General features: G+C 68.3%; 20 protein-coding genes. 9 read left to right on the top strand and 11 right to left on the bottom strand.

Annotated elements, in window-relative coordinates; genetic code table 11:
* Positions 1-111: 111 nt before the first annotated feature.
* Positions 112-1284: a glycoside hydrolase family protein gene (locus ACG02S_RS06765; RefSeq protein WP_394469678.1), complete on the top strand. Its 1173-nt coding sequence runs from the start codon at positions 112-114 to the stop codon at positions 1282-1284.
* A 30-nt stretch (positions 1285-1314) separates the two neighbouring features.
* Here ACG02S_RS06765 and ACG02S_RS06760 read toward each other — a convergent pair whose 3' ends face one another.
* The 4 genes from ACG02S_RS06760 to ACG02S_RS06745 all read right to left on the bottom strand — a co-directional run bounded on the left by ACG02S_RS06760 (position 1315) and on the right by ACG02S_RS06745 (position 5301).
* Complete coding sequence (locus ACG02S_RS06760; protein ID WP_394469677.1) at positions 1315-2373, bottom strand: sulfate/molybdate ABC transporter ATP-binding protein; 1059 nt, start codon at positions 2371-2373, stop codon at positions 1315-1317.
* Entirely contained in the window at positions 2373-3254 is an 882-nt protein-coding gene (gene cysW, locus ACG02S_RS06755; protein WP_394469676.1) for a sulfate ABC transporter permease subunit CysW, read from the bottom strand. The genes ACG02S_RS06760 and cysW overlap by 1 nt, the downstream gene beginning before the upstream one ends.
* Positions 3251-4117 carry a sulfate ABC transporter permease subunit CysT gene (cysT, locus tag ACG02S_RS06750; protein ID WP_394469675.1) on the bottom strand — a complete coding sequence of 289 codons (867 nt, stop codon included), beginning with the start codon at positions 4115-4117 and terminating at the stop codon, positions 3251-3253. Before cysT ends, cysW begins: the two co-directional genes overlap by 4 nt.
* A 164-nt stretch (positions 4118-4281) precedes the next feature.
* On the bottom strand, positions 4282-5301 hold the full coding sequence (locus ACG02S_RS06745) for a sulfate ABC transporter substrate-binding protein (protein ID WP_394469674.1): 1020 nt from the start codon (positions 5299-5301) through the stop codon (positions 4282-4284).
* A gap of 132 nt (positions 5302-5433) precedes the next feature.
* Here ACG02S_RS06745 and ACG02S_RS06740 point away from each other — a divergent pair, with 132 nt between their 5' ends.
* From ACG02S_RS06740 to ACG02S_RS06730, 3 genes are all read left to right on the top strand, one after another.
* Positions 5434-6588, top strand: a complete 1155-nt coding sequence (locus ACG02S_RS06740; RefSeq protein WP_394469673.1) for a sensor histidine kinase — start codon at positions 5434-5436, stop codon at positions 6586-6588.
* Entirely contained in the window at positions 6585-7235 is a 651-nt protein-coding gene (locus tag ACG02S_RS06735; protein ID WP_394469672.1) for a response regulator, read from the top strand. Before ACG02S_RS06740 ends, ACG02S_RS06735 begins: the two co-directional genes overlap by 4 nt.
* A gap of 110 nt (positions 7236-7345) precedes the next feature.
* Positions 7346-8134 (top strand): hypothetical protein, encoded by a 789-nt coding sequence (locus ACG02S_RS06730; protein ID WP_394469671.1) that lies wholly within the window; start codon positions 7346-7348, stop codon positions 8132-8134.
* Between the two features lie 31 nt (positions 8135-8165).
* Here the strand turns inward: ACG02S_RS06730 and ACG02S_RS06725 are convergent, their stop codons facing one another.
* From ACG02S_RS06725 to ACG02S_RS06715, 3 genes are read right to left on the bottom strand one after another with little or no spacing between them, the layout of a single operon-like run.
* Positions 8166-9221: a pirin family protein gene (locus tag ACG02S_RS06725; RefSeq protein ID WP_394469670.1), complete on the bottom strand. Its 1056-nt coding sequence runs from the start codon at positions 9219-9221 to the stop codon at positions 8166-8168.
* A 29-nt stretch (positions 9222-9250) separates the two neighbouring features.
* Positions 9251-11404, bottom strand: coding sequence for an acyl-CoA dehydrogenase (locus ACG02S_RS06720; RefSeq protein WP_394469669.1), 2154 nt, complete (start codon positions 11402-11404; stop codon positions 9251-9253).
* A gap of 52 nt (positions 11405-11456) precedes the next feature.
* The gene (locus tag ACG02S_RS06715) at positions 11457-11825 is read right to left on the bottom strand and encodes a YciI family protein (protein ID WP_394469668.1); all 369 of its coding nucleotides are present in this window, start codon (positions 11823-11825) and stop codon (positions 11457-11459) included.
* Between the two features lie 198 nt (positions 11826-12023).
* Here ACG02S_RS06715 and ACG02S_RS06710 point away from each other — a divergent pair, with 198 nt between their 5' ends.
* The 5 genes from ACG02S_RS06710 to ACG02S_RS06690 are packed head-to-tail and all read left to right on the top strand — an operon-like array spanning position 12024 to position 16061.
* Complete coding sequence (locus tag ACG02S_RS06710; RefSeq protein WP_394469667.1) at positions 12024-13406, top strand: CmpA/NrtA family ABC transporter substrate-binding protein; 1383 nt, start codon at positions 12024-12026, stop codon at positions 13404-13406.
* A gap of 2 nt (positions 13407-13408) precedes the next feature.
* Positions 13409-14284, top strand: coding sequence for a nitrate ABC transporter permease (ntrB, locus tag ACG02S_RS06705; protein WP_394469666.1), 876 nt, complete (start codon positions 13409-13411; stop codon positions 14282-14284).
* Positions 14274-15155 carry an ABC transporter ATP-binding protein gene (locus ACG02S_RS06700; RefSeq protein ID WP_394469665.1) on the top strand — a complete coding sequence of 294 codons (882 nt, stop codon included), beginning with the start codon at positions 14274-14276 and terminating at the stop codon, positions 15153-15155. The genes ntrB and ACG02S_RS06700 overlap by 11 nt, the downstream gene beginning before the upstream one ends.
* A complete protein-coding gene (cynS, locus tag ACG02S_RS06695) occupies positions 15152-15595 on the top strand; it encodes a cyanase (protein WP_394469664.1) in 444 nt (147 codons plus the stop codon). The genes ACG02S_RS06700 and cynS overlap by 4 nt, the downstream gene beginning before the upstream one ends.
* Before the next feature lie 4 nt (positions 15596-15599).
* Entirely contained in the window at positions 15600-16061 is a 462-nt protein-coding gene (locus ACG02S_RS06690) for a nuclear transport factor 2 family protein (RefSeq protein ID WP_394469663.1), read from the top strand.
* Here the strand turns inward: ACG02S_RS06690 and ACG02S_RS06685 are convergent.
* The 4 genes from ACG02S_RS06685 to modB are packed head-to-tail and all read right to left on the bottom strand — an operon-like array spanning position 16058 to position 18976.
* Positions 16058-16849 (bottom strand): TOBE domain-containing protein, encoded by a 792-nt coding sequence (locus ACG02S_RS06685; protein ID WP_394469662.1) that lies wholly within the window; start codon positions 16847-16849, stop codon positions 16058-16060. The genes ACG02S_RS06690 and ACG02S_RS06685 overlap by 4 nt on opposite strands.
* Positions 16846-17568 (bottom strand): ABC transporter ATP-binding protein, encoded by a 723-nt coding sequence (locus tag ACG02S_RS06680; protein ID WP_394469661.1) that lies wholly within the window; start codon positions 17566-17568, stop codon positions 16846-16848. Before ACG02S_RS06680 ends, ACG02S_RS06685 begins: the two co-directional genes overlap by 4 nt.
* The gene (modA, locus tag ACG02S_RS06675) at positions 17565-18296 is read right to left on the bottom strand and encodes a molybdate ABC transporter substrate-binding protein (protein WP_394469660.1); all 732 of its coding nucleotides are present in this window, start codon (positions 18294-18296) and stop codon (positions 17565-17567) included. The genes ACG02S_RS06680 and modA overlap by 4 nt, the downstream gene beginning before the upstream one ends.
* A complete protein-coding gene (modB, locus tag ACG02S_RS06670) occupies positions 18293-18976 on the bottom strand; it encodes a molybdate ABC transporter permease subunit (RefSeq protein ID WP_394469659.1) in 684 nt (227 codons plus the stop codon). The genes modA and modB overlap by 4 nt, the downstream gene beginning before the upstream one ends.
* Positions 18977-19021: the final 45 nt, after the last annotated feature.

Here is a 19021-nt window from a genome sequence, read left to right as displayed (position 1 = left end):
CAAGTGGGGCGTGAACGGCCGCCCGCCGTGCCCGGCGCTGTTCGCACCACCACAATCCGGCCGCGGCGACGGCCCCGATGCCGCCGCCGTGCAACTCCAAAGGGGACAGGCATGAGCTGGATTTCTGACAGGCGCAGCGCCCTCGCGGCGCTGGTGGGTGTGGGCGCGCTGCCCTGGCTGGCTGGTTCGGCCCGGGCACAGGCGCCTGCGGTCGCCGAGCCCGTGCCCACGCTGGGCCCCAAGCCCTTCATCGACTATTTCAGGCCGATGCCGGCGGCGCCTCTGTCGGATACGGTCTGGGGCGCCCGCGAGGTGGGGCCCCGCGACCCCGACAACGGGCTGGAAGACCCCGATATGACGCGCTGGAACTACTGGGACGGCCAGATCCTCAAGGGCGCCGATGGCCAGTACCGCATGTTCGCCAGCCGCTGGGACCAGGCGCTGGGCCACAAGGCCTGGGGCCGCTCTCTGGCGGTCAGCGCGATCAGCAAAAACCTGTTCGGGCCGTACCGCGACACCGGCCTGACCTGGCCCGACAGCCTCGGCGGGCTGGGGCATAACGTCACGGCGCTGCGCATGTACGACGGACGCTATGCCGTGGTGGTCAGCGAGACGCGGCCGGGCGACGTGTTCGTGTCGGACTCACTAGACGGTCCCTGGCAGCCGCTGGGCACCATGAGCTTCGACCAGATCCAGTTTCAGCTCGTCAAGACGCCCGGCGATGTCGCGCTGCGCGACCGCCCGGACGCGCCTCACGCCAAGCCGGCCAACTTCAGCGTGATGCTGCGGCCTGACGGCGCGTACCAGGTGGTGCCGAGGTCGGGTCAGGTGTTGATCAGCAAGAGCGGCATCCTGGGCCCTTACCGGGTGATGGGCGACAGCGTCTACCGCGGCGTGGCAGGCGTGCCCCAGCGGGACATGCGGGCCTACGAGGACCCGGTCGTCTGGTTCAGCGGCGGCTGGTTTCACATCATCGTGAACCACTGGCGCGAGCGTCGCGCCTACCACCTCATTTCCCGCGATGGCATCCAGGGCTGGAAGACGCAGGGACTGGCCTACGAGCCCGGTGCGCCGTTCATCCGCTACGCCAGTGGCGTGACCAACCACTGGGACAAGCTGGAGCGCCCGGGCGTCGTCATCGAGGGCGGCCATGTCGTGGCAGTGACCTTCGCGGTGTGCGACACCGCGAAGGAGTCGCAGACCGGCAGCAACGGCCACGGCAGCAAGATCATCGTCGTGCCCTTCGACGGCGAGGCGCTGGACCGCGACCTGGCGCGGCTGTAGCGCGCAGCGAGGCCACCGCCTCGCTGCGGGTCAGATGCCGGCGCCGGCTTCGAACAAGCTCAGCTTCGCCGCACTCAGCTTCACACGCTGGCCGCCACGCAGCTGAAGGCTCTCGGCCTGATCGCGCGTCAGCTCGGCTTCAAGCGGCTGGCCGTCGGGGCCGATCAGCTCGACCCGCGCGCTGGCGCCGAAGGACAGCACGCGCTCGACGGTGGCCGCCAAGCCCGGCGCTGATTCGTCCGTGATGATCTGCAGCTCGTGCGGCCGGGCATAGGCCTGCACCTCGCCCTCACCATGCGCGCCTGCATGCGGCAGCTGGTGCTCGCCGATATGCAGCACGCCGCCGCGCGAGTGCCCCACGAAGCGGTTCACCGCGCCGAGGAAGCCGTAGACGAACGGCGTGGCCGGGCGCTCGTACACCTCCTGCGGCGTGCCGACCTGCTCCACGCGGCCGTGGTCCATCAGCACGATGCGGTCGGCCACTTCCAGTGCCTCGTCCTGGTCGTGCGTGACGAAGATGCTGGTGATGTGCAGCTCGTCGTGCAGGCGGCGCAGCCAGCGGCGCAGCTCCTTGCGCACCTTGGCGTCCAGCGCGCCGAAAGGCTCGTCCAGCAGCAGAACGCGCGGCTCCACGGCCAGCGCACGGGCCAGCGCGATGCGTTGGCGTTGGCCGCCGGACAGCTGCGGCGGGAAGCGGTCGCCCAGCCAGTCCAGCTGCACGAGCTTGAGCAACTCGGTGACGCGCTTCTTGATCTCGGCTTCCGGCAGGCGCTGCTTCTTGGGCTTCACGCGCAGGCCGAAAGCGACGTTGTCGAATACCGTCATGTGGCGGAACAGCGCGTAGTGCTGGAAGACAAAGCCCACCTGGCGCTCGCGCACGTGGGTGTCCGATGCGTCCTGGCCGTCCAGCAGCACCCGGCCGCGGTCGGCCGTTTCCAGCCCGGCGATGATTCGCAGCAGCGTCGTCTTGCCGCAGCCCGACGGGCCCAGCAGCGCGACCAGTTCGCCGGTGGGAAAGTCCAGCGAGACGTCGCCCAGCGCCGTGAAGTTGCCGAAGCTCTTGTGAATGTTCTGAACCTGGATGCCCATCATTCGTTCCCGTGCGACTGGCTGGCGCGCCACTCGATGAATTGCTTGATCACCAGCGTCACCAGCGCGAGCAGCGCGAGCAGCGAGGCCACGGCGAAGGCGGCGGCGAACTGGTATTCGTTGTAGAGGATCTCGACGTGCAGCGGCAGCGTGTTGGTCAGGCCGCGGATGTGGCCGGACACGACCGACACCGCGCCGAACTCGCCCATCGCCCTCGCATTGCAGAGGATGACGCCGTACAGCAGACCCCACTTGATGTTGGGCAGCGTGACGCGGCGGAAGGTCTGCCAGCCGCTGGCGCCTAGCACGGTGGCTGCCTCTTCCTCGTCCCGCCCTTGAGCCTGCATCAGCGGGATCAGCTCGCGGGCCACGAACGGGAAGGTCACGAACACGGTGGCCAGCACGATGCCGGGCACGGCGAAGATGATCTTCACGTCATTGGCTTGCAGCCATGGTCCGAACCAGCCGTTGGCGCCGAACACCAGCACATACATCAGCCCGGCCACGACCGGAGACACGGAAAAGGGCAGGTCGATGAAAGTGATCAGCAACTGCTTGCCGCGGAACTCGTGCTTGGCGATGGCCCACGAGGCGGCCAGCCCGAACGCGAGGTTCAGCGGCACGGCGATGGCCGCCGCGATCAGCGTGAGCTTGATAGCTGAGAAGGTCTCCTCGTCGACCAGCGACGCGAAGTACACCTCCCACCCCTTGCGCAGCGCCTCGGTGAACACGGCCACCAGCGGCAGGACCAGGAAGATGGCGAAGAAGCCCAGGCCCAGCGCCAGCAACGTGAAGCGCACCAACGGCGTTTCTCGGGTGGCGGGGTTGTCCTGGTACTTGGCTCTGGCGCGTGCCGGCGCCAAATGGAGTGCGGCGCTCATCGTGCACCTCGTTTCGATGTCCAGGCCTGCAGGCCGTTGATGATGAGCAGCAGCACGAAGCTGACGATCAACATGACGGTGGCGATGGCCGTGGCGCCGACGTAGTCGTACTGCTCCAGCTTGGAGATGATCATCAGCGGCGTGATCTCGCTGACCATGGGGATGTTGCCGGCGATGAAGATCACCGAGCCGTATTCACCCACGGCGCGCGCGAAGGCCAGCGCAAAGCCGGTCAGCAGCGCGGGCAGCAGCGTGGGCAGCACCACGTAGCGGAAAGTCGTCCACCGTTGCGCGCCCAATGAGGCCGCGGCTTCTTCTAGTTCGGTCTCCATGTCCTCCAGCACCGGTTGCACCGTTCGCACGATGAAGGGCAGGCCGATGAAGATCAGCGCCAGCAGGATGCCCAGCGGCGTGAAGGCGATCTTGGTGCCATCCGGGCCGAACAGGAACGCCAGCGCGCCGCCCGGCGCGAACAGCGAGCCGACCCAGCCGTTGGGCGCGTACAGCGCCGTCAGTGCGATGCCGGCCACGGCGGTGGGCAGCGCAAAGGGCAGGTCGATCAGCGCGTCCACCAGCTTCTTGCCCGGGAACTCGTAGCGCACGATGCACCAGGCCAGGATGAGGCCGAAGACCAGATTGATCGCCGCCGCGATCAGCGACGCACCGAAGCTGAGCTTGTACGAGGCCATCACACGCGGCGATGTGGCCGCGGCCCAGAAGGCGTCCCAGCCATGGCCAGACGACTTCAGGAACACCGCGGCCAGCGGTACTAGCACGATGAGTGACAGGTAGAACAGCGTGAAGCCTAGCGTCGGCGCGAAGCCGGGGAGCACACGCCGTCGTCCCAAAGAGAACGAAGCCATATCGAGTTATTGGTATTTGTCTTGCATTTCGGGCCCAGCGCCGGGCCGCTCCCAAGCCAGCCCGTCTGGCTATGTACACGCGGCTTGATGCCGCGCGTATCGCCGGTCCCTGGGAGGACCGACTGGGCGCGCCCGTGTTCAGCGCGGCGCGACCAGGCGAGGGGTCAACGTTTGATCGAAGCCATGATCTGGTCAAACGTCCCGCCGTCCGCAAAGTGCGTCTTGCTGACCTTGGCCCAGCCGCCCAGCGTCTGCTCGACGGTGAACAGCTTGATGTTGGCGAAGCGCTGTTGATGCTTCTTGAACACGGCCGGGTCGCGCGGGCGGAAGTTGTTCTTGGCGATGATTTCCTGGGCCTCCGGGCTCCAGTGGAAGTCCAGGTAAGCCTTGGCCAGCGAGGCCGTGCCCTTCTTGGCGGCGACCTTGTCGACCAGCGCCACGGGCGCCTCGGTCTCGATGGAGATGCTGGGGTTGACCTGCTGGAAGTTGCCCTTGCCGAACTCGTTCTCGATCAGCTCGACCTCGGCCTCGAAGGTCACCAGCACGTCGCCGATGCCGCGTTGCGTGAAGGTGGTGGTGGCGCCGCGGCCGCCGCCGTCCAGCACGGGCACGTTGGTCAGGATCTTGGTGGCCAGGTCGCGCGCTTGCGCCTCGGTGCCGCCAGTGGCCAGCACGCTGCCCCAGATGGCCAGGAAGCTGTAGCGGCCGTTGCCCGTCACCTTGGGGTTGGGGATGATGACCTGCACGCCGGGGCGGGCCAGGTCGGCCCAGTCCTTGATGCCCTTGGGGTTGCCCTTGCGCACCAGGAAGGTCATCGTCGACGAGTAGGGCGCCGCGTTGTTCGGGAAGCGGCTGCGCCAGTCGGCCGGGGTCAGGCCGCTGGAGGCGAGCTGGTCCACGTCGGTGGCCTGGTTCATCGTCACCAGGTCGGCCTCCAGGCCGCCGATGACGGCGCCGATCTGCTTGCTGGAGCCGCCGTGGCTCTGGTTGACCGTCACGCTCACGCCCTTGGCCTTCTGCGCGGCGACGAATGCCGGGTTGATCTGTTTGTACAGCTCGCGGGCGACGTCGTACGAGACGTTCAGCAGCGTCGGGTCGGCAGCGAACGCGGGCAGGGTGGTCACCGAGGCGGCCGAGGCCAGGAGCGCCAGCGCAGCGCGGCGGGAAGACAGGAAAGCAGACATGGGCGTGGCGTTTCTGTTTGTCACGAAGGCCGCGAGAGTGCCCGAACTCTCTTATTCGCGGAACGACAGTTTGCTTATTTCCTTATTCGATATGCACCAAAGCGTGGCACAGCCCTTGCTGACCTCATGAGCATGCCGTTCGCTCTGACCGACCCGCCCACCGCTTCGGCGGAGGCCAACCGCCGCCTCACGCTGCTGCTGGAAAGCACCGGCGAGGGGGTATTCGGCATCGACATGGACGGTTTGTGCACCTTCGTGAATCGCGCCGCCTGCGATCAGCTGGGCTTGAGCACCGAAGAGGTGCTGGGCCGCAACATGCACGCGCTGATCCACCACTCTCGCGAGACCGGCGCGCACTACCCCGAGTGCGACTGCCCCATCTTCAACGCCTTCCGCCGCGGCGAGCCCTGCCGCATCGCGGACGAGGTGCTGTGGCGGGCCGACGGCAGCGCGTTCCCGGCGGAGTATTCGAGCTACCCTGTCATCGAGGACGGCGTGGTGCAGGGCGCGGTCGTCACCTTCGTGGACATCTCCGAGCGCCGCCGGGCCGAGGCGCTGCTGCGTGCCAGTCATGACGAGCTGGAGCAGCGCGTGGCCGAGCGCACGGCCGAGTTGCGCGAGCTCGCCCACCACCTGGAGGCGGTGCGCGAGACTGAGCGCAAGCGCATCGCCCGCGAGATCCACGACGAGCTGGGCTCGCTGCTGGTGGCGCTGAAGATGGACATCGACTGGCTGGCCCGCCGCGTGGGTGATGCGGTGCAGCGCGAGCGCATGGTGGGCAAATGCCAGCGCATGGGCGGGCTGGTGGACACGGCGGTGGACGCCGTGGGCCGCATCATCACGGACTTGCGCCCCAGCATCCTGGACCACCAGGGCCTGTGGGCCGCGCTGGAGTGGCAGGCGCAGGAGTTCCAGCTCGCCGGCAGCGACGAGCGGCAGGTGGACTTCAAGATGCATGTGGCCGCCAACGTGGCGCCGCCGGAGGGGGGACTGGCTATCGCGGTGTTCCGCATCCTGCAGGAAGTGCTGTCCAACGTCGCCCGGCATGCGCGGGCGAAGCACGTGGCCATCCGCATCGACGTGGACGCCCCGCCCGCGCCCGTGCTGTACCTGCAGGTGCGCGACGACGGCGTGGGCGCGCCGCCCGCGGCCCTGACCGACGCACGCAGCTACGGCGTGCTGGGCATGCGGGAGCGGGCGGCGCACTTCGGCGGTCGCATCGGCATCGACAGCGCGCCGGGGCGTGGGACGACCGTGCGGCTCGTCATGCCTTTGGAATCCACATGATCCGCGTGCTGATCTGCGACGACCACCTCATCGTCCGCCAGGGCATCAAGCAGGTGCTGGCCGAGGCGGACGATCTGCGCGTCGTCGGCGAGGCGGCCAACGGGCCGGAGGCCATCCAGCAGGTGCGCGCCGCGCCGCCCGACGTGGTGCTGCTGGACATCGCCATGCCGCAGCGCGACGGGTTGGACATCCTGAAGGCGCTGAAGTCCGAGTTCCCCAAGCTGCCGGTGCTGATGCTGTCCACCTACCCCGACCGTCAGTACGCCGTGCGCAGCCTGAAGCTTGGTGCCGCCGGCTACCTGAACAAGAGCGCGGACAGCGAGCAGATGATCGACGCGGTGCGCAGCGTGGCACGCGGCAAGCTGTTCGTCACGCCCAGCGTGGCCGAGCTGCTGGCCGGCGCGGTGGGCGCCGGTGGCAGCAAGGCCGGGGACGCGGACAAGCCGCTGGACGAGCTGCTGTCGCACCGCGAGCACCAGGTATTCCAGCTGCTGGCCGCCGGCCGCAGCGTCGGCGAGATTGCCGAGCAGCTGGTGCTGTCGCCCAACACCGTGTCCACCTACCGCGCCCGGGTGCTGGAGAAGATCGGCGTGCGCAACGACGTGGAGCTGGCGCTGTTTGCGGTGCGCACGGAGCAGGCGGGATAGGCGCGGGCGCCAAGAGCTACTTCCACAAAAGTAAAACCGCGTTCCGTTTTTGCGCGGTACATTGCCGGCCGCATGTTTCACCGCGCCGGCCGGCGCACAGAAAGAATTCCATGAGCGCCACCCAAGCCATCGCCGAAGCCTTTACCACCGCCCGCGCCGCCGGCCGTGCCATCGACGCCTACCCCGGCACGCCGCCGGCGACGCTGGCCGAGGCCTACGCCATCCAGGCCGCCGCGATTGCGCGCTGGCCCGACGCCGTCAAGGGCTGGAAGGTCGCTCGCGTGAACCCGGCATTTGCCGCCCAGTTCCCAGAGGAGCGCCTGATCGGCCCCGCGTTTGCGCCCAACGTCCACTCTGTCGCGGCAGGCGCCGAGGCGATCTGCCCGGTCTTCGAAGGCGGCTTCGCGGCCGTCGAGGCCGAGGTGGTCATCGTCGTGGCGGAGGACCAGCCCGCTGGCAAGGCCGACTGGACCGCTGACACCGTGGCCCCTCTCGTCAAGTCCATGCACATCGGCGTCGAAGTGGCCAGCAGCCCGCTGGCCACGCTGAACGACATCGGCCCGGGGGCGGTCATCTCCGACTTCGGCAACAACTGGGGCGTCGTCGTCGGAGCCGAAATCGCGAACTGGCAGTCGCTGGAAACCATCGATGTCGAGACCTTCATCGACGGCCAGTCGGTCGGCGTCGGCAAGGTCGCCATCAAGCCCGGCCCGCTGGGGGCGCTGGCCTTCACGCTGAACAAGCGTGCCGAGCAAGGCCAGACGCTGAAGGCGGGCGACGTGATCTCCACCGGCATGATCACCGGCGTGCATGACATCCGCATCGGCCAGCGCTCGCGGCATGTGTTTGCCGGCGTGGGCGAGGTGAACGTCCAGATCACGAGGGCGGTCGGCCGCTGAGCCGTGCCAGCCGGCGCAGAGGCCGGCTGGCTCATCCCTCTTGCGCCGGGAACCGCTCCGTGCTGCCGTCTGCATGCCGCGCGAAGCGGTCGGCGCTGTCGCCGTGCACCGGCGCCGAGTCGGGCCAGGGCCAGCCGCCGAACTCGGTGCGGCGGTAGTCCTCGAAGGCCTGCCGCAGCTCCTGCTCGGTGTTCATGACGAAGGGGCCGTACTGAGCCACGGGCTCGCCGATGGGGCGGCCTTGCAGCATCAGCAGCTCGGCGGACTCCTCGCCCTCATTGACCAGCGTGATGGCGGTGCCGGCCTTCACCTCCATCGAGTGCCGCACCGCCACGGCGTGTCCGTCCACGGTGATGCGCGAGCCGACGAAGAAGTACAGCTTGCGGCGCGTGCCGTCGCCCGTGGCGGCCGGCAGCACCCACTGCGCGCCGGGCGCCAGGCGCAGCGTCCAGATGGCGAGGTCCGCATGCAGGCGCGAGGCCCATGAGTCCGGCGGCGGCGCCAGCGGCTGCGTCACGCCGCCCGGCACGGGCAGCGCGCCCGCGATGCAGACGACCTCCGTCGCGAGCCCGGCGGCGTCCACGAAGCGGTGGCGGGGAATGTCCTGCGACCAGAACATCGTGAAATGCGGCGCTACCATCTTGCTGTCGGCCGGCAGGTTCAGCCAGATTTGGAACAGCTCCAGCGGGTTGGGCTGGTCCGTCTTCAGCAGCGGGAACATCTCGGCGTGCACGATGCCCTGGCCGGCCGTCAGCCACTGCACGTCCCCGCCGCCGAAGCGTGCGGCAGCACCCAGCGAGTCGGCATGGTCGATGCGGCCCTGGCGCACGATGGTGACGGTCTCGAAGCCGCGGTGCGGGTGGGCCGGGAAGCCCGGCACCTGCTGGCCGTGGTACATGCTCCAGCCGGCCTGGCCGGAGAAGTCCGAGCCCATCTGGCGGCCCTTCAGCAGCGCCGGGTCCGGCCCGTGGCGGCCGTTGCCGGGCGGGTAGGCGTCATCGTGATGCACGCAGAACAGGAACGGGTCGAGCGTCTCCCAGGGCATGCCCAGCGGGGCGACGTCGATGAGGGGGGAGGAATGGGTCATGAATGATGGCGTCCGCAAGAGTCGCCAGCCTAGCGCGAGTCGATCGGAGGCTTCGCAGGAAAGTCGTCCACCTGGATGACCTTGTCGGCCGCGCGCAGGTAGGCCAACGCCGCCTCGGGGTCGCGGGACAGGGTCGCAGCCGCCTGCAGCGAGTTCGTGCGCCGCAGCGTGCGGTTCAGCTCGGGTACCTCGTCGCCCAGCACATCGGCCAGCCGCAGCGCGTCGGCCAGTTCGCTCAGCCCTCCGGTGGCGGGCGGTGTGAAGTCGGGGCACAGCCGTGCGACCAGCGCCGGTTGCGTGCGCAGCGCCTCGGCCAGCGCGACGAGATCACGGTCGCGCAGCGGTGCCAGGTGGCGGGTGCCGTGCAGCAGCAGCGCCGATGCGGCCTTGAGCGCGCCCGACGGCAGGTTGGCGTGCAGGTCGCGCAGCGTGGCGGCGGCCGCTTCGAGCTGGAAACGGATGGCCGCGCGCGCGAACGGCAGCATCGCCGCGTCGGCCTCGACCTTGAAGCGCCACACGCTGCAGGCGGCCAGGTACAGGTGCGACAGCACGTCGCCCAGCCGCGCGGACAGCAGCTCCATGCGCTTGAGCTTGCCGCCCAGCAGCCCCATCGCCAGGTCGGCCGTCAGCGCGTACTTGGCCGACACGCGCGCGATCAGCCGCGCTTCCTTCTCCAGCCCCGACGGCACCTGGCCCTTCAGCCCCGCGCCGAACAGGCTGGCGCCGAGGTTGCGCATGACATGGCCCACGTGGCTCAGCAGCGCGCGGCCCAGCGCGGTTTCGTCTTTGGCCTGCACGGCGGCCATTTCGTCCATCACGTGCGGATGGCAGCGCACGGCGCCCTGGCCGAAGATGATCAGCGCCCGCGACAACAGGTTAGCGCCTTCCACCGTGATGGCGATGGGCGCCTGCCGGTAGGCCACGCCCAGCAGGTTGCTAGGCCCGCTGATGATGCCCTTGCCGCCCAGCACGTCCATGCCGGTGATGACGGCGTGCCGGCCCGCTTCGGTCAACTGCACTTTCAGGATGGCACTGGCCACGCTGGGCCGCTCGCCCGCATCCAGCGCCGCGGCCGTGTAGCGGCGCGCGGCGTCCGACGCGTACAGGTCGGCGGCGGTGCGGGCGATCAGCCCCGCAATGGCCTCGAAGCGCGAGATCGGCAGGCCGAACTGCTCGCGGATGCGGCCGTAGCCGGTCATCACATAGAGCGAGGTCTGCTGCATGGCTGCGCCCAGCGCCGGCAGCGAGATCGCCCGGCCGGCTGCCAGGCACTCCATCAGCATGCGCCAGCCCTGGCCCACCTGCGGTTCGCCGCCGATGATCCAGTCCATCGGCACGAACACGTCCTCGCCGTGGAGGGGGCCGTTCATGAATGCCGAGTCCATCGGCCGGTGGCGGCGGCCGATCTGCAGGCCCGGCGTGGGCACCGGGATCAGTGCGCAGGTGATGCCCAACTGCTGCTGGCCTTCGGGCCGGGTCGGGTCCACCGCCTGGAACGCCAGGCCCACGACGGTGGCCACGGGCGCCAGCGTGATGTAGCGCTTGTCAAAGCGCACGACGAAGCCGCGCACGCGCCGGCCATCGATCTCGCGTTCGGTCAGCACGCCGGTGTCGGGAATGGAGGCGGCGTCCGACCCCGCGTACGGCGACGTCAGGCCGAAGCAGGGCAGGTCGCGCCCGTCCGCCAGCCGGGGCAGGTAGTGGGTCCTCTGCGCGTCGGTGCCGTAGCGCAGCAGCAGCTCGGCCGGGCCCAGCGAGTTGGGCACCATCACCGTGACGGCCGTGGCCACGTTGACGGTCGCGATGCGCGTGACGACCGCCGCATGCGCGTAGTGGCCAAACCCCAGCCCACCGTGCTCGCGCGGAATGATCATGCCGAAGAAGCGCCGCTCGCGCAAAAAGCGCCAGACCTCGGGCGGCAGGTCGCGCGCCTCGTCGATGGCGAAGTCGTCCAGCATCGCGATCAGCTCGGCGACGTCGTTGTCGATGAAGGCCTGCTCCTCGGCAGTCAGCCGGTTCGGCGGCATGGCCAGCAGGCGGTCGAAATCCGGCTTGCCACCGAACAGTTCGCCCTCGAAGCCCACGGTGCCCGCCTCCAGCGCGGCGCGCTCGGTGTCGCCCATTTGAGGCAGGGCTTTGGAAAACGGTTCAAACGCGAGGCGGCCCAGCAGGTTGGCGATCATGGCAGCAGTCTCCTTTGTGGAGGATGCTGCCCGACCGGGCGGTGGCGCCGCGTCAGTGTTGTCTGATTCGCGCCTCGACCGCGGGTGGCAGCGGCATGAACTCGCGCACGTCCTGTGCACAGCGGCAGCCGGCGGCGATCTTGGAGGCCCAGCGATGGGCTTCGTCGCGGCTGGGCACCCCGATGACCGTGATTCCGCCGATGGAGTCTTTGTGGGCCGGACTGGGACCTTGCGGGATCATGGCGTCCGTCGCCACGACGGTCGTGGTCGGCGGCTCCAGCAGCGCTCCGCAGAAGACGAAGACGCCGGCGTCGATGGCTTCCAGCATGGCGGCCGCGGCGGCTTGGCCGACATCCGGGAAGTCGGCGGCCGGGATGAGGCTCAGGGCGCCTTCGTGGAAGGAGATCAGGTGGCGGGGCATCGCACGCTCCGTTGTGGTGGGCCGATCACGACGAAGGAGCGAGTGCTGGATCGACAGGCTACTTCAACACTTACGCCCGTCGGCCGAGTTCAAGGAACTCCCTCGTAGTTGCACCCCTACAAAAACTCGCCGCCCCTCACGATTCCGCGACGGCGCCCCGGTTCCTAGAGTCGCTCCCATCCTGTGACGGAGCCCTCGATGACCCACGATCCCTACGACGCCGACCGGCCCCTGCTGATGCGCTGCGCCTGCGGCCAGCACGCCAGCCCCGCTGACCACGCCGTCGCCGAGCTGCGCGCCCGCAGCGACATGTCTGAATTCGAGGCCGAGTCGGCCGGCTTCATCGAAGCGTCGCTCGTGAAGGCGTTGTTCCCGCAGGACGCGTTGCGTCGCCGCTTCCTGAAGGCCGTGGGCCGCAACACGGCGATGGCCGCCATCTCCAGCGTGCTGCCGGTCGCGTCGCTGCAGGCGATGGCTCAGGGCACCACGGGCGCGCTGGAGAAGAAGGACCTGAAGATCGGCTTCATCCCCATCACCTGCGCCACGCCACTGATCATGGCGCACCCGCTCGGCTTCTACGCCAAGCAGGGGCTGAACGTGGAGGTGGTCAAGACGGCGGGCTGGGCGTTGATCCGCGACAAGATGATCAACAAGGAGTACGACGCCACGCACTTCCTGTCGCCGATGCCGCTGGCGATCAGCCAGGGCCTGGGCTCGGTGGCCACGCCGATGAACGTGGCGACCATCCAGAACACCAACGGCCAGGCGATCACGCTGAGTGTGAAGCACAAGGACAAGCGCGATCCGAAGAGCTGGAAGGGTTTCAAGTTCGCAGTGCCGTTCGAGTACTCGATGCACAACTTCCTGCTGCGTTACTACGTGGCCGAAGCGGGGCTGGACCCGGATCGCGACATTCAGATCCGTGTTTTGCCGCCGCCCGAGATGGTGGCCAACCTGCGCTCCGGCAACATCGACGGCTTCCTCGGCCCAGACCCGTTCAACCAGCGCGCTGTATTCGAGGAAGTGGGCTTCATCCACATCCTGACCAAGGAGTTGTGGGACGGCCACCCTTGCTGCGCCTTTGGCACGAGCACCGAGTTCATCCATAAGCACCCGAATACCTTCATTGCGTTGTACCGCGCGGTGCTGACGGCGGCCGCGATGGCGCGCGAGGCCAAGAACCGCGAGCTGATCGCCAAGGTCATTGCGCCGCAGGCCTACCTGAACCAGCCGGAGACTGTCATTGCGCAGGTGCTGACCGGCAAGTTCGCGGACGGCTTGGGCAACGTGAAGGTCGTGCCCGACCGTGCTGACTTCAACCCGATGCCGTGGCAGAGCATGGCCGTGTGGATGCTGAGCCAGATGAAGCGCTGGGGCTACATCAAGGGCGACGTGAACTACAAGCAGATCGCCGAGAAGGTGTTCCTGCTGACGGACGCGAAGAAGCAGTTGAAGGCACTGGGCATGCCGGTGCCGGACGACAAGACCGGCGGCTATCCGAAGTTCAGCGTCATGGGCAAGGAGTTCGACCCGTCGAAGCCGGATGCCTACGTTTCTAGCTTCGCGATCAAGCGCACCTGACGATGCAAAAGTCACTGAACTTTCGCGCGGCGCTGCTGTCGCTGCTGCTGCTGGGCTGCCTGCTGGGCCTGTGGCACCTGGCCACGCTCGGCACAGCGCCGGCGGCCAGGCCGGTGGCGGCAATGACGCCTGAGCAGATCGAGTACGCCAAGCTGATGGGCAAGCCCGTCGATGCGGCCGCACCGGCGCCCGCCAAGAGCGGCTTTCCGACGCTCGGCCAGATGGGCAGCGTCGTGGTCCAGCACCTGTCCGACCCGTTCTTCGACCGCGGTCCCAACGACAAGGGCATCGGCCTGCAGCTCGCCTATTCGCTGGGTCGCGTGGCGCTGGGTTATCTGCTGGCGGCACTCGTCGCCATTCCGCTGGGCTTTGTCATCGGCATGAGCCCGCTGGTCTACAAGGCGCTGGACCCTTTCATCCAGGTCTTGAAGCCCATTTCGCCGCTGGCCTGGATGCCGCTGGCGCTATACACGATCAAGGACTCGGCGGCGAGCGGCATCTTCGTCATCTTCATCTGCAGCCTGTGGCCGATGCTGATCAACACCGCCTTCGGCGTGGCTGGCGTGCGGCGCGAGTGGCTGAACGTGGCGCGCACACTGGAGGTGAGCCCGCTGCGCCGCGCGTTCGAGGTGATCCTGCCCGCCGCGGCGCCCACCATCCTGACGGGCATGCGCATCAGCATGGGCATTGCCTGGCTGGTCATCGTGGCGGCCGAGATGCTGGTGGGCGGCACAGGCATCGGCTACTTCGTGTGGAACGAGTGGAACAACCTCAGCCTGCCCAACGTCATCTTCGCCATCCTCGTCATCGGCCTCGTGGGCATGGCGCTTGATCTTTTGTTTGCTCGCGCCCAGAAGGCGGTGACCTATGCCGACTGAACTCGTCCAAATCCAGGGTCTGGCCAAGCGCTATGGCGATGCGATCGTCTTCGACGGCGTCAACTTCACGCTGACTGAAGGCGAGTTTGTCTGCATCATCGGCCACAGCGGCTGCGGCAAAACGACCATCCTCAACGTGCTGGCCGGGCTGGAGCAGGCGAGCAGCGGCCATGTCTTCATGGCGCAGCGCGAGGTGGCCGGGCCGGGGCTGGAACGCGGCGTCGTGTTCCAGGGCCATGCGCTGATGCCGTGGCTGACGGTGCGTCAGAACATTGCGTTTGCCGTGCGCAGCAAGTGGCCGGAATGGAAGCGCGAGCAGATTGACGCGCAGGTCCAGAAGTACGTCGCCCTCGTCGGCCTGTCGCCCGCGCTAGACAAGAAACCCAGCCAGCTCTCCGGCGGCATGAAGCAGCGCGTGGGCATTGCGCGGGCCTTCGCTATCGAACCGCGCATGCTGCTGCTGGACGAGCCCTTCGGCGCGCTGGACGCGCTGACGCGCGGCACTATCCAGGACGAATTGCTGAAGATCTGCGCCGCGACGAAGCAGACGGTCTTCATGATCACCCACGATGTGGACGAGGCCATCCTGCTCGCTGACCGCATCCTGCTGATGGCCAACGGCCCGCAGGCGCGTGTGGCGGAGATTGTCGTCAACACGATGAGCCGCGATCGGCAGCGTGCCTCGCTGCACCACGACCCGCAGTACTACCGCATCCGCAACCACCTCGTCGATTTCCTCGTCGAGCGCAGCGCCACGCTGTCCCACGGCCGCGCACCGGAGCTACCGCCCGAGGTGCGCCCGGGCCTTGCACCCATCGCCGAAGTTGTTTCTCTCGAAACCCATCCCACCCCCATCAGGAGCCACGCATGAGCCGCCTCGAAGTCACCGAAAAGATCATTGCCACCAAAGTCGCCAAAGGCATCAAGTGGGCCGATGTCGCTGCCGACATCGGCCTCAGCAAGGAATGGGTCACCGCTGGCTGCCTGGGCCAGATGACATTCAACGACGAGCAGTCCGCCAAGCTGGCCAAGCACTTTGACCTGACCGAGGACGAGACGCAGTGGCTCAAGGTCGTACCCTACAAGGGCAGCCTGCCGACGAGTGTGCCGACCGACCCGCTGATCTACCGCTTCTACGAGCTGATCAGCGTCTACGGGACGACGTTCAAGGAGCTGATCCACGAAGAGTTCGGCGACGGCATCATGAGCGCCATCGACTTCAAGATGGACTTGCAGCGTGAGCCCAATGCAGCGGGGGACCGCGTCAGCATCGTCATGAGTGGCAAGTTCCTGCCCTACAAGACGTACTGAAACGATGAAGCCGCCGCTGCCCCCGTTCAACGCCGAGTCGGCGGCGCAGAAGGTGCGCCTCGCCGAAGACGCGTGGAACAGCCGCGACCCCGACCGCGTCGTCGGCGTCTACACGGACGACACGGTCTGGCGCAACCGCGCGGAGTTCCCCGTCGGCCGCGAGCAGGTGCATGCGCTGTTGACGCGCAAATGGGCGCGCGAACTGGACTACCGGCTTATCAAGGAGCTGTGGGCCTTCAGCGGCAACCGCATCGCCGTGCGCTTTGCCTACGAGTGGCGCGACGACTCGGGCCACTGGTTTCGCAGCTACGGCAACGAGAACTGGGAGTTCACGGACGAGGGACTGATGCGGAGGCGCTTTGCGAGCATCAACGACCTGCCCATCGCCGAGTCGGCGCGGCTGTTCTTCTGGCCGCTGGGAAGGCGGCCGGATGAGCATCCGGGCCTGAGCGATCTCGGCCTCTAGGCGCGGATGGCCAGCATGACGGCGTAAGCCTTGAACACCGCCGTGGCTGGCTGGCCCACCGCCAGCTCCAGCCCGTCCACCGCATCGTTGGTGACGCTGGCCGTCACCACAGTGCCACCCGGCAGCGTCACGCCGATCAGCGACGACACCGCGCCGCGCTGCACGCGCGACACAGTGCCGGCCAACTGGTTGCGCGCCGACAGCTGGTAGCCTCCGAAATCCGTCACCAGCACCACCTCGCTGCTCTTGACCAGGGCGAGTGCCTCCTGGCCCTTCTTCACCTTCAGCTCTTTCGCAGCCTCGGTCGTCAGCGATGCCGTGACCTCCTGGCCACCGTCCAGCGCGATGCGCACGCTGGTGGTGGCCGGGCCGGCGTTGACCGCCGAGACGCGGCCGAAGAACTGGTTGCGGGCGGTGGTCTTCATGCTCATCCTTTTCAGCAGCGCGTCCAGCGCCGGTTGCGTGGCCAGCCAGGCGGCATGTTCGTGCAGGAAGGCGGCATGTCGCGCCTGCAGCGTGCGCCAAGCGGTCAGCAGGGCCTCGCCCTCGGGCGTGAGGCGCGTGCCGCCGCCGCCGGCGCCGCCGCTGGCCTTGGCGACCAGAGGCGCGTGGGTCAGCGCGGTGGCGGCGTCCAGCACCAGCCACGCGCCCTTGTAGCTGTAGCCGGCGGCGCGTGCCGCTTTCTGCAGCGAGCCGGTCAGCGCCAGCGCCGCCAGCAGGTCGAAGAAGCGCCCGTCCAGCCGGCCGGCCAGGCGAAGCTCGCCTTGCAACAGTGGATGGTCGTTCAAGACGGGCTCTCCAACGCGGCGCGCAGCCCCGGGTCGTCGGCCCGAAGCCGCCGCTGCACGCCGCCGCTGTCCAGCAGGAAGACCTCATCGGCCAGCGCCATCACGTCCTCGGGGTCGTGGCTGACCAGCACGGCCGGGATGCCAAGGCGCCGCTGCACCTCGCGCAGTTCGCCTCGCAGCTGGCGGCGCAGCGTCGTGTGCAGCGCGGCAAAGGGCTCGTCCAGCAGCAGCACCTGGGGCTCGCAGGCCAGCGCGCGGGCCAGCGCCACGCGCTGCTGCTGGCCGCCGGACAGCGTCGATGGCCGGCTGGCAGCCATGGCCGTCAGGCCGAAGGACTCGATCAGCGCGTCCACCCGCGCCGCGTCGTCGGGCTTGAGCCGGCGCCGCCAGCTCGTCAGCCCAAAGGCAATGTTGTCGCGCACGCTGAGGTGCGGGAACAGCGCGTAGTGCTGGAACAGATAGCCCACGCCACGCGCCTCCGGCGGCAGGTTGATGCCCGCGGCCGTGTCCAGCAGCGCGCGGCCGTTCAACTTCACTTGGCCGGATTGCACCGGTAGCAGCCCGGCCATGGCCTGCAGCGTCAGCGACTTGCCGGCGCCGGATGGCCCGTACAGCGCGACGAAGGGCGCATCCGTGGCGAACGCGATGTCCAGGTCGAAGCGGCGCTGGTGTCGAGTTCCAGCGTCGCTGACCGAGAGCTGCACCGCGACGTCGATCAAGGCTTGGCGAAGCCGTAGCGTGCCAGGATTGACTGGCTCTCGGCGGCGTTCAGGAAACTGACGAAATCGCGCGCCAGCGCGGCCTGCTTGCTGTCGGCTATCACGGCGACCGGGTAGGTCACCGGCGCATGGCCGCCCACGGTCATCGCGATGCGCACTTTGCCTTTGGCCAGCCCGGCATCGGTGCGGTAGACGAAGCCGGCCTCCACCTCGCCACGCGACACGTAGTCCAGCACCTGTCGCACGTTGTCGGCAAACACGAGCTTCGGCACCAGCGCCGCCCACAGCTGTGCACCTTCCAGCGCCTGCTGCGTGTAGCGGCCCACCGGCACCGAGGCGACCTTGCCGACGGCGATGCGCCTGACGGCCGGCTGGGAGAGGTCGCGCAGGGCCATGACCGTGCCGTCCGGCGGCGTCACCAGCACCAGCTCGTTGGCGGCGAAGTCGCGTCGCGTGTCGGCGGCGATGAGCTTTTGTTCGGCGCCACGGTTCATCGTCCCCTGGTCGGCGCTGGCGAGGACATCCACCGGCGCGCCCTGGGCGATCTGCTGCAGCAGCACGCCCGAGGCGGCGAAGTTGAAGCGGACGGTGGCGCCCGGCTTGCTGGCCTCGAACTTCGGGCCGATCTCCTTGAAGGCGTCGGTCAGGCTCGCGGCGGCGGAGACGGTCAGTTGCTGGGCTGATGCGAAGCCGGGCAGGGCGAGCAGGAGGGCAAGAAGCGTTTTCATGCGGGCGAGCGTTGGAGAAAGCGGTTGGACAACACGAGGATGGCGACCGACACCGCGGACACCACCAGCGCCAGCAGCAGCGCCAGGTCGTCACGGCCGGCCTGCACGGCGTCGTAGATGGCCATGGAGGCGGTCTGTGTCTGCCCCGGGATGGAGCCGGCCACCATCAGCGACGCGCCGAACTCGCCCATCGCGCGGGCGAACGCCAGCAGCGTGCCGGCAAGGATGCCGGGCCAGGCCAGCGGCAGCGTCACGCGCACGAAGGTGCTCCAGCGGGACTGGCGCAGCGTGCGCGCGGCGGCTTCCAGGTTGCGGTCCACCTGCGCAAAGGCGCTGCTGGCGCCCTTCAGCACCAGCGGCAGCGCGACCAGCGCAGACGCGATGACCGCGCCATGCCAGTTGAAGATGATCGTGTAGTCGAAGTGTTCGCGCAGCCAGCCGCCCAGTGCGCTGCGCCGGCCCATCAGCACCAGCAAGCCGTAGCCCAGCACCGTGGGCGGCAGCACCAGCGGCAGCATGCATACGGCCTCCAGCACGCCGCGCCCGGGCAGGCGCGTGCGGGCGAACGCCCAGCCCAGCGCCACGCCCAGTACCAGCGCGATCAGCGTCGCCACGCCGGCCACGCGCAGCGTCAGCGTCAGCGGCGCGGCGTCGAACTGGGTCCAGAGATCCGTGGGCATGGGTGCGTAATGTAGTTGACTACATCACGACTGGGCGGGCAGGGG

The sequence above is a fragment of the Pelomonas dachongensis genome (assembly GCF_043555865.1).
Taxonomy (GTDB): domain Bacteria; phylum Pseudomonadota; class Gammaproteobacteria; order Burkholderiales; family Burkholderiaceae_C; genus Pelomonas; species Pelomonas dachongensis.
The sequence above is the reverse complement of the archived record's forward strand: the minus strand, read 5'-3'. Positions and strand labels throughout refer to the sequence as shown.